Below are 13,503 nucleotides of genomic sequence, written 5' to 3'. Positions count from 1 at the left end.
GAAGAGCAACGCGGACGCGGTCGATTCTTGGTCAGGCCCCGCCCGTGTTCAACCTTCGGGGCGCCGGATCTGGGCACCGATCGTCCGCGACTTGATGCACTGGCTGGGCGTCTGCCCGGCCCAGCGCTCGAACGCGCGGGAAAACGCCTTCTCCGAGCCGTAACCCACGCCCTGCGCCACGCGCCAGACGTCGTCCGCTCCTTTGAGGAACTGCTGGCGCGCGATGCCCATGCGCACCGAGGTGAGGTAGCGCAGCGGGGTGGTGCCCATGAGTTCCACGAAGCGCTCGCTGAACACCGAGCGCGACTGGTGGCTCACGCGGGCCAGGCTCTCCACCGACCACGGCAGTTCCGGGTGGGCATGCATCTGCGCCAGGGCCTTGCCGATGGCCTTGTCGCGCACGCCGTTGAGCCAGCCCTGGGCGCCGGCGGGGCCATGGTGCAGGTGCTCGCGCAGCACGTGCACCAGCAGCAGGTCGGCCATGCGCGCGGTGGACAGCTGCCAGCCGGGGCGCTGCTCGATGGTCTCGTCCACCATGGCCTGGGTTGCGCAGCGCCAGGGTGCGCGTGGTGGCGATCTCGGCCGCGCGCAGCACGATCAGCGGCGGCAGCCAGGACAGCAATGAGACGCCCTGGTGCTGCGGCATCCACAGGTGCAGCGAGAAGAGCTCGGTGGCCGCGCCGCCACCGCCGTGGGCGAAGGTGATGGGGTGGTCGCCGTGCGCGCCGCGCATGTGCCGCTGCAGCAGCGAGCGGAACGGCACGGTGTCCAGGCCGATCTCGGAGGCGGCGACGTGGGGGCCGCCCTGCGGCAGCATCACGATGTCGCCGGGCTGCACGTGCACCGCGTCCAGCCCGTCCATCTGGATCCAGTAGGGCTCGCCGGTGCACACGCGCATCAGCAGGCCTTCCACGCCTTCGGAGCGCAGCGCCCACGGCGCCGTGAGCGAGAAGCGCGCCGTCACGGCGCGGTCCGTGCGCAGGGTGCCCAGGACCAGGCTGATCAGATCGCCGGACGAGGTGCCCATGAAGGTCCGGGAGGCGGGGCCGTCAGGCCGACGGCGCCTCTTCCAGTTGCGCCCGCAACGTCGCCACCTGCTCGCGCAGCGCGGTGTTCTCCGCCTGCAGCGCCGCGACCTTCTGGCGCAGGGCCGTGAGTTCATCGGTGCCTGGCTCGGCCGCTTCGCCGGCCGCGTCCGCATCGGCCTCGGGCGGCTTGCGGCGGGCCTCGCGCACGCGCTTGGCCGCGAGCTTGAGCTCGTCCTTGCCGGCCAGGGCGGCGGCCTTCTGTTCTTCCGGCGGCAGGCTGGCCACGGCCGCGGCGGCGTTGAGCGACACGGCCCCTGCCTTGAGCGCGTCCACGAGCTCGGGCGCGGCCTGCTTCTGGATCTTCTCGATCATCACCACCTGGCTGCTGCTCAGGCGCGCGGCCTTGGCGATGTCTTCGCGGCTGTGCAGCGGCCGGGGTTCGAGCGCGGCGACGGCCGGGTTTTGCGCGGCCACGGGCGCGGGGGCTTCCTCATCGGGCGGCAGGTCCTCCGGCGAGGGCGAGGTCGCCAGGATGCGGGTGCGCCGCTCGGCCAGGATCTCGCGCTTGCGCAGGGCCAGCACGCCGCGCTGGAAGTCCGACACGCTGCGCCGGCCCAGGTGCTGGTCGATCATCCACAGGTGCACGTCCTCCAGGGTCTGGAAGCGCGGGTTCTGCACGGTCTGGAAGGGCAGGCCGTGTTTCTGGCAGATGCCGTAGCGGTTGTGGCCGTCCACCAGCACGTCGCCCCACAGCACCAGCGCATCGCGGCAGCCTTCGGCGAGGATGCTGCGCTCCAGCGCATCGTGCTCGTCGGGCGTGAGGGGGTCGATGTAGGCTTTGAGTTCCGGGTTGACGGTGAGGTGCATGGGTCAGGCTGAGGGAGAGGCTTGGGGGCGCGAATTGTAGATGCCCCGCCCCACGCCCGGACCGGGGCGCGGGCGCCTCAGATGGCCGGTGACCGGCCGATGGCCTGCATGACCTCGGCGTCGCTGGTGTGCGTGGGCACCCACAGCACCAGCGCGTCCTCGGGGCTGACCGAGATGCACAGGTGGCCCATGCGGGCGTCGAAGTAGGCGCTGTCGCCGACGTTGAGCACCGTGGGTTCGTAGAACTCGGTGTGCAGCTCGACGGCGCCTTCCAGGACGATCATGAAGTCGTCGCCGTCATGGCGCACCCAGTCGGGGAAATCCTTGGTCGAGCGCGCGTGCACGCGGGCCTTGGAGGGCACCACGTTCTTGTGCGTGAGGTCGGTGCAGAGGAATTCGTGCGTGTAGTTGGTGGCCGTGTGCTGGCGGCCCTGGCCGGCGCGGGTGATGCTGCGCCGGCCCGAGGGCGGCGGCATGGTCCGGGGGGCCAGCAGCTCGTCCATGGGCACGCCCAGGCCGGTGGCCAGCTTGAGCAGCACCTCGAAGGTCGGCGAGGTCTGCTCGTTCTCGATCTTGGACAGCGTGGAGCGCGCCAGTTCGCCGCGCCGGGCCACTTCTTCCAGGGTGAGTTCCTTGTCCGCCCGGATGCGGCGGACGTGTTCGCCCAGCCGGAAGGAGCGGGCGGTCGGCGCACCCCTCGCCGCGGGCGGGGGAGGGGGGGCGGTCTTGGTGGGGGCGGGGGGCTTCTTGGGCATCGGGCTTGGGTCAGTGCCAGACATTATCGAACGAGAAGCCCCCCGGTTCCGCTGGCGCAGGTCAACCCGCGCTTTGCATGGTCTGGGCGCGCGCGCTCAGGGTCGCCGCGTCGAAGCCCGCCACCTTCTGGTAGCCCTGGGTGATCGCGGCGATTTCCTCGGGTGTGATCAGGTCGCTGACCACGTCGTCGGGCCCCTTGATGCGTTCGCGCGCCAGTTGCAGCACCGCTTCCGGGCCCAGCGTGCGGTTGCTCGCGACGACCTTCGCGGTGGCCGGCAGCCGGCGGCTTTCGTACAGCTTGAGCGCGGCGTGCACGTCCAGGTCCGCCTCGCTGAAGGCGGTGCCCAGCGCGTCCGCGTCCAGAATGGCCTGGGACGCGCCGTTGGCGCCGATGGGGTACATCGGGTGCGCGGCATCGCCCAGCAGCGAGACGCCCCCCTGGCTCCAGAAGGGCAGCGCCTCGCGGTCGGCCATCGGGTACACGAAGATCCGCTCGGTGGCGCGGAACAGCGCCGGCACGTCGAGGAAGTCGAAGTGCCAGTCGGCGAAGGCCGGCAGGAACTCCTCCACCGTGGCGGCGCGGTTCCAGTCCTCGCGCTGGTACTTGGCGTCGCGGCCGATGTTGATCTCGGCCACCCAGTTGATCAGCGAACGGCCGCGCTGGGCCGCCTCGCGCGAGATCGGGTAGATCACGGCCTTGCTGTCGTGGTGGCCGCAGATCACCATGGTCTCGGTGTCGAGGAAGGGCTCGCGCTCCACGGCGCCGCGCCACATCATCGTGCCGGAGAAGACCAGCGGCGATGCGTCGGGGTGCAGTTGCGCGCAGGTCGCCGAGTGGATGCCGTCGGCGCCGATGAGGGCGTCGAAGCGTTCGCTGGTCACCTCCCCGGTGCTGCCCTGGCGCATGTGCACCCGCACCCCGCTGCCTTCGTGCTCGAAGTGGTCCATGCGGTGGTCGGTGCGCACGGCGCCGATCTCGCGCTGCACGGCGCGGTGCAGCAGCATCTGCAGCTGGCCGCGGTGGATGGAGTACTGCGGCCAGGGCGAGCCGGCGTGCAGGCCGCGCGGGTCGCGCTGGATCAGCTGGCCGTACTGCGTGCGGTACTCGATGGCCCGGGTCTGGATGCCCGTGGCCTTGAGCTCGTCACCCAGCCCCAGGCCGTAGAGCACGCCCGCGCCGTGGGGCAGCAGGTTGATGCCCACGCCCAGCGGCTGCAGCTCGCGCGCGGCGTCGATGAGGCTGACCTTGACGCCCAGGCGGTGCAGCTTGAGGGCCGCGGTCAGTCCACCGATCCCCGCGCCGGCGATGAGGACGGACGGCTTCATTGCAGGTCCTCGGGAATGATGCGGCCGCTGTCGGCGATCAGTTCGTCGTCGAGGTAGAACTGGTGGTGGCGCAGCGCGAAGTCCTGGTGGCAGCCCGTGGTGTGCTTGCCGCCGAAGGTGGCGTTCTCGCCCAGCGCGAACAGCGTCGTGCCCCAGGCGGTGCGCCCGTCCTGGCCGATCACGTCCAGCGGATTCTGGAAGTTCAGCGAGTTCCACAGCGCGCGGCGGTGCGAGCCCCAGCCGGTGTGCGAGATCGCGAAGCCTTCGGGGTCCTGCCAGCCCTGGATGTAGTCGCGGATCAGGAAGGCGTCGAGCCCGCCTTCGATGGAGGTCACCGCGCCGTTCTCGAAGCGCATGGTCACCGGGGTGGTGATGTAGCGCTTGGCGGGGTACCAGATGTCGCCCGGGTCCAGCACGATGACGCCGTCGCCCTTGCCTTCGGACGGGATGGTGTACTGGAAGGCGCCGGGCCAGTGGTCCCAGCGGCCCGGCTCGTCGGTGTAGCCGTACTGCGCAATGATGGGGCGCCCGCCGATGTCGAACCAGACGTCCGAGCCGTTCTCCGAGGTGATGCGGATGCGCTTGGCGGCCTTCAGGCGGGCGATGCCGCGCTCCACGCGGGCCTTGTCCTCGATCGTGGGGAACATGCGCTCGAGCGCTTCGACCGGGTCATGGACCATCAGCATGCGCGTGCCGCTCTCCAGGATCAGGCGCTGTTCCTTGGAGTGCAGCAGCCCGCCCGTGGAGAGGTCGATCACCAGATCGGCCTGCTTGAGCGTCTCGATGGCCAGCGTGCCGCCGCTCAGGATGGCGGAGGACACGTTGCCGGTGCGGATCACCGGCACCTGCTCGGGGGGCGCGGAGGGGACCATGAGGATCAGCGTCTCGGCCCCGATGTCGCGCGCGGCACCGTACAGCGCGGCTGCGTAGTCCTGGTTGGCATCCGGCTCGGTCAGCACGATGAGCGATTCGGTGGCCTTGAGCTTGCACAGCTCCAGCATGCGCCTGAACAGCGGAACCAGTTCCGTGGTCTTGAAGGCCGTGGCGGTGGTAACAGACATAAAGCAAAGCTCCTGGTGGTTGAGGGAAAAAAGATTCTAAAAGGAAACTTAGTTTCCGATCAAGAACTTCTTGCCTTTTGCCCTGGCTTGCATATTGCTCACGCGGTCTCCACTGGCGTTGCGACAGCCTTTTCAGGGGCTCTCAGGCGCGGATTCGGGCATGCGAGGCAGCGATTTGCGCTTCAAAAGCACCGTTGATGTGCATGAAAACCCTAATAAGGTGCATAAATTTCCTATTGTCATGTTTTGTTCTTTATAGGAAACTTTCGAGTCCAACGCTTGGTTTTTCGTCCGATCCCTCCCCACCACCCTTCAAAAGGAACTCCCCATGTCGACGATTCAACGATGGCTGGCTGCCACCTCCCTGGTTCTGGCTGGCGCCCTGCAGCCGGCCCTGGCCCAGTCCACGGTCACGCTCAAGGTCCATCACTACCTGCCGCCGTACTCGCTGGCCCAGAAGCAATTGATCGAGCCCTGGTGCGAGCGCATCTCGGCGCAGTCGGCCGGCCGGCTGAAGTGCCAGATCTTTCCGGCCATGCAGATGGGTGGCACGCCGCCGCAGCTGTTCGATCAGGCCAAGGACGGCGTGGCCGACGTGGTCTGGACGCTGCCGGGCTACCAGGCCGGCCGCTTCCCGTTGACCGAGGTCTTCGAGCTGCCCTTCATCACCAGCAACGCCGAACGCAGCAGCCGCGCGCTGTGGCGCTATGTGGCCCAGCACTCCAGCGCCGAATTCGCCGGCGTGCGCCCGCTGGTGCTGCACGTCAACGACGGCTTCCTGGTGCACACCACCGGGCGCCAGATCAAGGCGCTGGAAGACTTCCGGGGCCTGAAGCTGCGCGCGGCCACGCGCCTCAACGCCAAGCTGATCACCGCCCTGGGCGCCGCGCCCATCTCCATGCCCATGCCACCGGTGCCGGAGGCGCTGTCCAAGAAGGTCATCGACGGCGCGATCCTGCCGTGGGAGGTGATTCCCGCGCTCAAGCTGCAGGACATCGTGAAGTTCCACACCGACATCGACGCGTCGCTGCCGCGCCTGTCCAACACCGTGTTCGCGATGGTGATGAACAACGCGCGCTACGACTCGCTGCCGGCCGACCTGAAGAAGGTCATCGACGCCAACAGCGGCGAGGAGGCCTCGGCCCTGGCGGGCAAGGCGTTCGATGCGGCCAGCGTGCCCGCGCGCAAGACGGCCGAAGACCGCAACAACGTCTTCCACACCGTGCCCGTCGAGGAGGCGCGCCGCTGGATGGCGGTTGCCCAGCCGATCACCGACGAGTGGATCAAGGAGGTGACGGCCCGTGGCCAGGATGGCAGGAAGCTGCTGGACGCCGCGCGAGCCGCCGAGTAAGCGCATGGCCGCTCTGATTCACAAGACCAGCACGGTCTTCGCCGTGGCCGCGGGCGTGATCGCCTCGGCCGCCGCGCTGTTGACCACGCTGAGCATTCTGGGGCGCTGGTTCTGGTCGGCGCCGATTCCCGGCGACGTGGAACTCACGCAGTTCGGCATCGCCATCAGCATCTCGATGTGCCTGCCATGGTGCCAACTGCAACGCGGCAACATCATCGTGGACTTCTTCACTTCGCGCAGTTCGTCGCGCACGGTGCGGGTGCTTGACGCCATCGGCGCCGTGGCACTGGCCGCGATGATGGGCGTGCTCGCCTGGCAGACCGCCGTGGGCGCGGCCGCCTCGCGCGCCGTGGGGGAGACCACCATGATCCTGGGTCTGCCGATGTGGCTGGTCTACGCGGTGCTCGCACCCGGGCTGGCCATGACGATGCTGATCGCGCTGCTGCAGGCGGCCGGCGTCATCGCCGACCAGGACGAGGCCGCGTGCGAGCCGTTGCTGGGGGTGGCGCCATGAGCATGATGACCATTGCCCTGCTGATGTTCGCCGGCATGCTGCTCCTGATGGCGGTGCGCATCCCGATCGCGGTCGCCATGTTCGTGGCCGGCGCGCTGGGTTACCTCGCGGTCTCCGGGCCGCTGCCGCTGCTCGCCCTGCTCAAGGGCGCCGCCGTCGGGCGGCTGTCGGTGTACGACCTCACGGTGGTGCCGCTGTTCCTGCTGATGGGCCAGTTCGCCACCCAGGGGGGCCTGTCGCGCGCGCTGTTCCAGGCGGCCTCGTCGCTGGTGGGCCACGTGCGCGGCGGCCTGGCCATGGCGTCCATCCTGGCCGCGGGCGGCTTCGGCGCGGTCTGCGGGTCCTCGGTGCGCACCTCGGCCACGATCACCCAGGTGGCCTATCCCGAGATGAAGCGCCACGGCTACAGCGGCCGGCTGTCCACCGCCGCGCTGGCCACCGGCGGCACCATGGGCATCCTGATTCCGCCCTCGGTGCCGCTGGTGATCTACGCGCTGCTGACCGAGCAGAACATGGCCAAGCTGTTCGCGGCCTCGCTGATCCCCGGTCTCATCGCGATGTTCGGCTACCTGGGCGTGGTCTGGCTCTACTGCCGCCTGCGCCCCGATCTGGCCCCGCCGGCCGCGGCGATCGGCTGGCGCGAGCGGCGCCAGGCGCTGGCGAAGATCTGGCCCATCGCGCTGATCTTCCTCTCGGTCTTCGGCGGCATCTACGGCGGCGTGTTCACACCGACCGAGGGCGCGGCCGTGGGCGCCGTGGGCACCTTCGTGGCGGGCGTGGCCTTCGGCGAGCTGCGCAAGCGCGAGATCGCGCGCTCCTTCGTGGGCGCGGCGGAGACGTCGGCGATGGTGTTCATGATCTTCATGGGCGCCGACCTGATGAACGCCGCGCTGGCGCTCACCCGCATGCCGCACGAACTCTCCGAGTGGATCGGCCAGCTCGGCGTGTCGCCCGTGACCATCGTGGCCTGCGTGATGCTGCTCTACATCCTGCTGGGCTGCGTCATGGACGAGCTGTCGATGCTGATGCTCACCATCCCGGTGATCTTCCCGACCATCATGTCGCTCGACCTCTGGGGCCTGGGCGCGGAGGACAAGGCCATCTGGTTCGGCGTGCTGGTGCTGATGACCGTGGGCATCGGGCTGATCGCGCCGCCGATCGGGCTGAACGTCTGCGTCGTCAACGGCATCGTCAAGGACGTGCCCATCGTCGAGACCTACAAGGGCGTGCTGCCCTTCGTGCTCAGCGACATCGTGCGCCTGGCGCTCACGGTGATGTTCCCCAGCATCGCGCTGGTCACCGTCTGGTGGTTGTTCTGATGGGAGCCGACATGCCATGGCCTGTGAATGAAGGCTTCTTCGAACTGGGCGACCACCCGCTGGCCGCGGGTTGCGCAGCTGCCACGCGCGCGCCTGGCCTGGAAGACCCACGGCACGCTCTCGCCCTCCGGCGACAACGTGATCCTCTACCCGACCAGCTTTGCCGTGCGCCACGGCGACATCGAATGGCTGATCTCGCCCGAGGGCATCCTGGACCCGACGCGCTGGTTCATCGTGATCGTGGACATGTTCGGCAACGGGCTGTCCTCCAGCCCGTCCAACACGCCGGACTACCCGGCGCTGGTGAGCGCCGCCGACAACGTGAGCGCCCAGCGCCGGCTGCTGCGCGAGCACCTGGGCGTGCAGCGGCTGGCCTGTGTCTACGGCTGGTCCATGGGGGCGCAGCAGGCCTACCACTGGGCCGCGCTGTACCCGGACGAGGTGGAGCGGGTCGTCGTCAACTGCGGCAGCGCCCGCACGGCGGTGCACAACCAGGTCTTTCTGGATTCGCTCATCGCCACGCTGGAGGCCGCGCCCGAGCACCTGGGGCAGGGGCGCTTCTCGGCGCCACCGGCCGCCGCGTTGCGCGCCTTCGGCCGCATCTACGCGGCCTGGGCCCTGAGCCAGGACTTCTTCCGCGCGGACCTGCACCGCTCGGCCTTTGGCGCGCCGGACCTGGAGACCTTCCTGCGGGCCAACTGGGACGGGCGTTTCGCCGCGCGCCATGCGCAAGACCTGCTGGCCCATTTGCGCGGCTGGCACGCCAGCGACATCAGCGCCAACGCGCGGCATGGCGGTGATCTCACGGCGGCGCTGCGCGCCATCACGGCGCGCGTGCTGCTGATGCCGGGCGCCACCGACCTCTATTTCCGCGTCGCCGACAACGAACTGGAGCTGCCCCACCTGCGCCACGCGCGCCTGCTGCCCATCCCCAGCGTGTGGGGGCACCTGGCCGGCAACCCGCAGCGCAGCCCCGAAGACGCCGCCTTCGTGCGCGCCGCGGTGCGCGAATGGCTGGCATCCTGACCGAGAGCCCGATGACATGAACCCCCAAGACTATGCGCGCCTCGGCGCGCTCGAACTGCGCAAAGCCATCGCCTCGGGCCGCACCTCGGTGCAGGCCGTGGTGGAGGCCGCGTTCGCGCACATCCACGCGCGCGAACCGGCCATCCACGCCTGGCGGCACCTGGACGAGGCCGGCGCGCTGGCCCGCGCCCGCGCGCTCGACCACCAGGGCGCCCCCGGCCTGCTGGGCGGGGTGCCGCTGGCGGTCAAGGACGTGCTCGACACCGCCGACATGCCCACGCGCTACGGTTCCCCCATCTACGCGAACCACCAGCCCACGAAGGACGCGGCCTGCGTGGCGCTGGCGCGCGGCGCCGGTGCCGTGCCCCTGGGCAAGACGGTGACCACCGAGTTCGCCTACTTCTCCCCCGGGCCGACCGCCAACCCGCGCAACACCCGCCATACCCCGGGCGGCTCCTCCAGCGGCTCGGCCGCCGCCGTGGCCGACGGCATGGTGCCGCTGGCCTTCGGCACGCAGACCGCCGGCTCGCTCATCCGGCCCGCGTCCTATTGCGGCGTGTTCGCGCTCAAGCCGACCTTCGGCAGCGTGGACGGGGCCGGCGCCAAGCGCTTCGCGCCCTCGCTGGACACCCTGGGCTGGCTGGCGCGCAACGCCGACGACCTGGAGCTCATGCGCTGCCTGCTCACGGGCCAGGCCCACCGCGAACTCGGTGTGCGGCCGGCCGCCACGCTGCGCCTGGGCCTGTGCCGCACGCACGAATGGGCGCAGGCCGACGCGGGCGGCCAGGCCGCCTTCGCAGAGGCTGCCGAGCGCGCGCAGGCGGCGGGCATCACCGTGGTGCCGGTGCCCATGCCGGACACCCTGGTGGGCCTGCTGCAGGCGCAGAAGACCGTGATGGCCTACGAGGCGGCGATCGAGCTGGCGGCCGAGGCCGAGCGCCATGCCGATCAGCTGAGCCCGGCCATGCGCGCGCTGCTGGAGACCGGCCGCGCCACGTCGCGTGCCGACCACGAGAGTGCGCAGGCCCTGGCGCACGCCGGCCGGGCGGCACTGTCCGGCCTGGTGCGCGAGGTGGACGCCTGGCTGGTGCCCGCCGCACCCGGCGAAGCGCCCGAAGGCCTGGCGGCCACCGGCGACCCGGTGTTTTCCCGCGTGTGGACGCTGCTGGGCTGGCCCTGCGTGAACGTGCCCGGGCTCGTGGGACCGGGCGGCCTGCCCATCGGCATGCAGCTGGTCGGGCCGCCGGGCAGCGACCGCGCGCTGCTGGAGGCGGCCGCCTGCCTGCACCGCGTGCTGGCGCCCGCGGGCTGAGTCAGGCCTCGAGCAAGGCGGCGCGCAGCCGCTCCAGCTCGCGTGGGCCCAGGCCCATGGCGCTTTCCAGGTAACGGGGCAGGCCGCCGAACTCCTGCTCGATGGTGGTGAAGGCCGCGTCGAGAAAAGCGGGCTGCACGCTCCAGAGCACGTCCATCACATGCGCCGGGCCGCGCGCTTCCACCAGCGGGCTGCGCACGTAGAGGTGGTTGGTGAGCAGGTAGTCCTGCACGATGTCGTTGCGCGAAACGCCCAGCGCGCTGAGCAGCAGCGCGGCCGCGAAGCCGGTGCGGTCCTTGCCGGCGGTGCAGTGGAACACCAGCGGCGTGGGCTGGTCGAGCAGGTGGCGGAAGAAGCGCGCGTACACCGGCGCGCCTTCGCGCGCGAAGCCCCGGTAGGTCTGGCACATCAGCGCCACGGTCTCGGCCTCGGTGGGCACCTGCTGGGCCGCGAGCAGTTCCTGCACGCGGTGCACCACGGTGGGTTCGATCGACAGCGCCAGCGTGGTCAGGCCCTCGACCTCGGAGGGAAGGGTGGCGCTTTCGGCCACGCCACGGAAGTCGATGCGGTGCGTGACGCCCAGGCTTTGCAGCGTGGCCCGGTCTTCGGGCGTGAGGCCCGCGAGGTGGTCGGAGCGGTAGACGCGGCGCTGGCGCACGCGCCGCCCGTCCAGGCCGGCGTCGCGACCGAGGTCGCGGAAATTGGAGGCGCTGTTCAGCAGGCGCGCGGGAATGGGGTTGGACTGGGTCGACATCCGGCCATTGTGCCCCCGGCATGTGTCAGGGTTTTTTGGCCGGTGCGGGCGCGGTGGCCACCAGCACGCAGGGGTCGCCCCCGGTCTTGTCGCCCTGCTCAATCAAGGGGATCACCGCTGCCGCCGGGCCCGCCGCCGCGCCCAGCGCGAGGGCACCGAGCACCCGGCCCGCCAGGCGCCGGCCCTCGATGCCCACATCGGGGTTGCCCAGCGTGCCGGTGACGGTGATGGGCGTGCGCAGCGAGAGCGGCGACCAGTCCTTGGGCTTGGCGACCAGGCGCAGGGCCATCGACTCGTCGCGCAGGTTGACGTGGCCGTCGATGCGCACGGTGCTGTCGCGGTTGTCGATCACCGCCAGCCGGGGTTCGAGCACGCCGTTGCGCGCCACCATGTCGAAGCGCGCGCAGTTCAGGGGCAGCGGGTGGTCGCCCCGGATCAGCACGCCCAGGGCCTGCGCCAGGTCCAGGCCCATGGCCTCGGTGGCCAGGTGGGAGATGGTGCCGTCGCGCAGCGTCAGATCGACCGGGCCGTTCAGCGAGCCCAGGATGTCGGCCGTGGAGTTGCCCGCGCCGCGCACGTCCAGCTTGGCGGAGAGCACGCCGGTGACATAGGAACGCACCGCCTGTTCACCGCCCTGGCGCGCCTGTTCACGTTCCTTCTTCAGGGCCTTGGTGGCGTTGGCCGAGGGGGCGGGGGGCGCGGCGTCCTTGCGCATCCCGCGCATCCAGCCGGCGATGTCCACGCCGGCGACGTCCAGCCGCGCCTGCCATTTCGCGGGTTGCGCGTTGGCGTCGAGCTGGGTCATGCCCTTGAACTGGCCGCCCGACACCGAGGCCTGCAAGTCGTCCAGGCGCAACACGCCCGCGTCGAGGTGGATGCGGGTCTTGAGTCCCTTCAAGGGCGCCATGGCGTCGGTGCCGAAGTCCACTTCATCGATCGCCACGTTCACGTCGGCGTCCATCACTTTCAGCGAGGGCAGGTCGAAGCGGCGCTGCGGCAGCACGCGGCCCTGGGCTTGCTGCTGCGGTGGCGCCTTGGCGGTGCCGCCTTCGCCACCGATGGCCGGCCCCAGGTCGGCGAACGCGAGCTTGGGGCCGGTGAGCTCGCCCGTGAGGCGGCGCGGGCTGGTGAGCTGGTGAAAGCGCAGGTCGCCCGCGAGGCGGCTGCTGCCGATGGTGGCGCGCGAGGCCTGCAGGCGCCACACGCCGTCGGCTTGCGAGAGCCGGCCGCGCAGGTCGAAGGGCGGGGTCTGCGGCAGGGTGATGCCCAGCGGGCGGCCCACCTCGGCCAGCGAGCGGCCCTGGAACGACAGCGCGCCATCGAGCCGGGGTGTGCCCAGCAAGGCGGCGGCCTGGCCGTCGAACAGCAGCTTGGCCGAGGCCACCGTGCCCGCCACGCGCACCGGCACCCACTGCGCATCGGGCGCGGCCTCGGGGTCCTGCAGCAAGGGCAGGGTGCTGCCCGCGCGCACCTGCAGGTCCATGGGCATGGTGCGGTAGCGGCCCTTGAAGGTGGCCTCATAACCCGAGGCGGCGCCGGTCACGGCCTCGCCTTCGCTGCCTTTCACGCCGATGGCCAGATCGACGTCCTGCACCGCATCCTTCCAGGCGACCTGGCCCTGGCCGATCACGAGCGAACCGAAGCGCGGCAGGCCACCCAGCGGATCGCTGTTCTCTTCGGCGCGAGGCTTGTCGTCCTTATTGCCCAGCTGCCAGTTGGCGTCGCCACCGGCGATGCGCATCAGGTGCGCGTCGAGCTGATCCGCCTGCAGCCGCTGCAGCAGCAGGCGATCCCCGCGCTGCCAGCGCCAGATGTCGCCCCAGTGCCAGACCAGGGTGATGTGGCGCGCATCGAGCAGATGGGGGGCGCCGAAGCGCGCGTCCGAGGCGATGCGCAGGTGCTCCACCTCCAGTCGGGGCCGCCACAGCAGGTGCGTGCGCACCTGGCCCTGCATCTGCACCGGCACGCCGACGCCGCGCGTGGCGGCGTTCTCGATGGGTTGGCGCAGCACGGGCCAGCCGCTGTATTCGCCCCATGCCACGCCCAGAACGAGCACGGTGAGCACGCCACCGGCGATCCAGAGGGTTCGAGGGCGTCGCCTCTTCGATGGGGGAGGGTTGGTCTGAGCGTCCACGCTTCATTGGAACGCAGCATGGGCCGGATCGTTCGGTTTCGGCCCGATGACGCGG

General features: G+C 70.5%; 12 protein-coding genes and 2 pseudogenes. 5 read left to right on the top strand and 9 right to left on the bottom strand.

Features of this window, described 5'->3' with window-relative positions:
- Window positions 1-48: 48 nt before the first annotated feature.
- From ACFJI0_RS13905 to ACFJI0_RS13875, 7 genes and pseudogenes are all read right to left on the bottom strand, one after another.
- Entirely contained in the window at window positions 49-459 is a 411-nt protein-coding gene (locus tag ACFJI0_RS13905; RefSeq protein WP_382325645.1) for a helix-turn-helix domain-containing protein, read from the bottom strand.
- Window positions 451-552 (bottom strand): annotated as a pseudogene (locus tag ACFJI0_RS13900) (cupin domain-containing protein); the annotation flags it as partial. The gene ACFJI0_RS13905 and the pseudogene ACFJI0_RS13900, both read right to left, overlap by 9 nt.
- 31 nt (window positions 553-583) lie before the next feature.
- A pseudogene (locus ACFJI0_RS13895) lies at window positions 584-1,027 on the bottom strand (cupin domain-containing protein); the annotation flags it as partial.
- A 22-nt stretch (window positions 1,028-1,049) separates the two neighbouring features.
- Window positions 1,050-1,895 carry a plasmid replication/partition related protein gene (locus ACFJI0_RS13890; protein ID WP_382156864.1) on the bottom strand — a complete coding sequence of 282 codons (846 nt, stop codon included), beginning with the start codon at window positions 1,893-1,895 and terminating at the stop codon, window positions 1,050-1,052.
- Window positions 1,896-1,972: 77 nt separating this feature from the next.
- Entirely contained in the window at window positions 1,973-2,650 is a 678-nt protein-coding gene (locus tag ACFJI0_RS13885; RefSeq protein ID WP_382320500.1) for a helix-turn-helix domain-containing protein, read from the bottom strand.
- 61 nt (window positions 2,651-2,711) lie between these two features.
- On the bottom strand, window positions 2,712-3,977 hold the full coding sequence (locus ACFJI0_RS13880; RefSeq protein WP_382320498.1) for a flavin-dependent oxidoreductase: 1,266 nt from the start codon (window positions 3,975-3,977) through the stop codon (window positions 2,712-2,714).
- Complete coding sequence (locus ACFJI0_RS13875) at window positions 3,974-5,038, bottom strand: 2,5-dihydroxypyridine 5,6-dioxygenase (protein WP_382320496.1); 1,065 nt, start codon at window positions 5,036-5,038, stop codon at window positions 3,974-3,976. The genes ACFJI0_RS13880 and ACFJI0_RS13875 overlap by 4 nt, the downstream gene beginning before the upstream one ends.
- Window positions 5,039-5,366: 328 nt before the next feature.
- Between ACFJI0_RS13875 and ACFJI0_RS13870 the strand changes: the two genes are divergently transcribed.
- Genes ACFJI0_RS13870 through ACFJI0_RS13850 form a run of 5 tightly spaced genes read left to right on the top strand, consistent with a single transcriptional unit; the run spans window position 5,367 to window position 10,560 of the window.
- Window positions 5,367-6,389 carry a TRAP transporter substrate-binding protein gene (locus ACFJI0_RS13870; protein WP_382320494.1) on the top strand — a complete coding sequence of 341 codons (1,023 nt, stop codon included), beginning with the start codon at window positions 5,367-5,369 and terminating at the stop codon, window positions 6,387-6,389.
- Between the two features lie 4 nt (window positions 6,390-6,393).
- Entirely contained in the window at window positions 6,394-6,903 is a 510-nt protein-coding gene (locus tag ACFJI0_RS13865) for a TRAP transporter small permease (RefSeq protein WP_382320492.1), read from the top strand.
- A complete protein-coding gene (locus ACFJI0_RS13860; RefSeq protein WP_382320490.1) occupies window positions 6,900-8,222 on the top strand; it encodes a TRAP transporter large permease in 1,323 nt (440 codons plus the stop codon). The genes ACFJI0_RS13865 and ACFJI0_RS13860 overlap by 4 nt, the downstream gene beginning before the upstream one ends.
- 27 nt (window positions 8,223-8,249) lie before the next feature.
- Complete coding sequence (locus tag ACFJI0_RS13855; protein ID WP_382320488.1) at window positions 8,250-9,248, top strand: alpha/beta fold hydrolase; 999 nt, start codon at window positions 8,250-8,252, stop codon at window positions 9,246-9,248.
- Between the two features lie 16 nt (window positions 9,249-9,264).
- On the top strand, window positions 9,265-10,560 hold the full coding sequence (locus ACFJI0_RS13850; RefSeq protein ID WP_382320486.1) for an amidase: 1,296 nt from the start codon (window positions 9,265-9,267) through the stop codon (window positions 10,558-10,560).
- A 1-nt stretch (window position 10,561) separates the two neighbouring features.
- Here the strand turns inward: ACFJI0_RS13850 and ACFJI0_RS13845 are convergent, their stop codons facing one another.
- Both ACFJI0_RS13845 and ACFJI0_RS13840 read right to left on the bottom strand, forming a co-directional pair.
- Entirely contained in the window at window positions 10,562-11,314 is a 753-nt protein-coding gene (locus ACFJI0_RS13845) for a tyrosine-protein phosphatase (RefSeq protein ID WP_382320484.1), read from the bottom strand.
- A gap of 25 nt (window positions 11,315-11,339) precedes the next feature.
- Window positions 11,340-13,379 carry an AsmA family protein gene (locus ACFJI0_RS13840; RefSeq protein WP_382320482.1) on the bottom strand — a complete coding sequence of 680 codons (2,040 nt, stop codon included), beginning with the start codon at window positions 13,377-13,379 and terminating at the stop codon, window positions 11,340-11,342.
- Window positions 13,380-13,503 lie beyond the last annotated feature (124 nt).

The sequence above is a fragment of the Hydrogenophaga sp. UC242_53 genome, assembly GCF_042696965.1.
Lineage (GTDB): Bacteria > Pseudomonadota > Gammaproteobacteria > Burkholderiales > Burkholderiaceae_C > Hydrogenophaga.
Note: the sequence above shows the minus strand (reverse complement) of the source record. Positions and strands in the feature narration are given on the sequence as shown.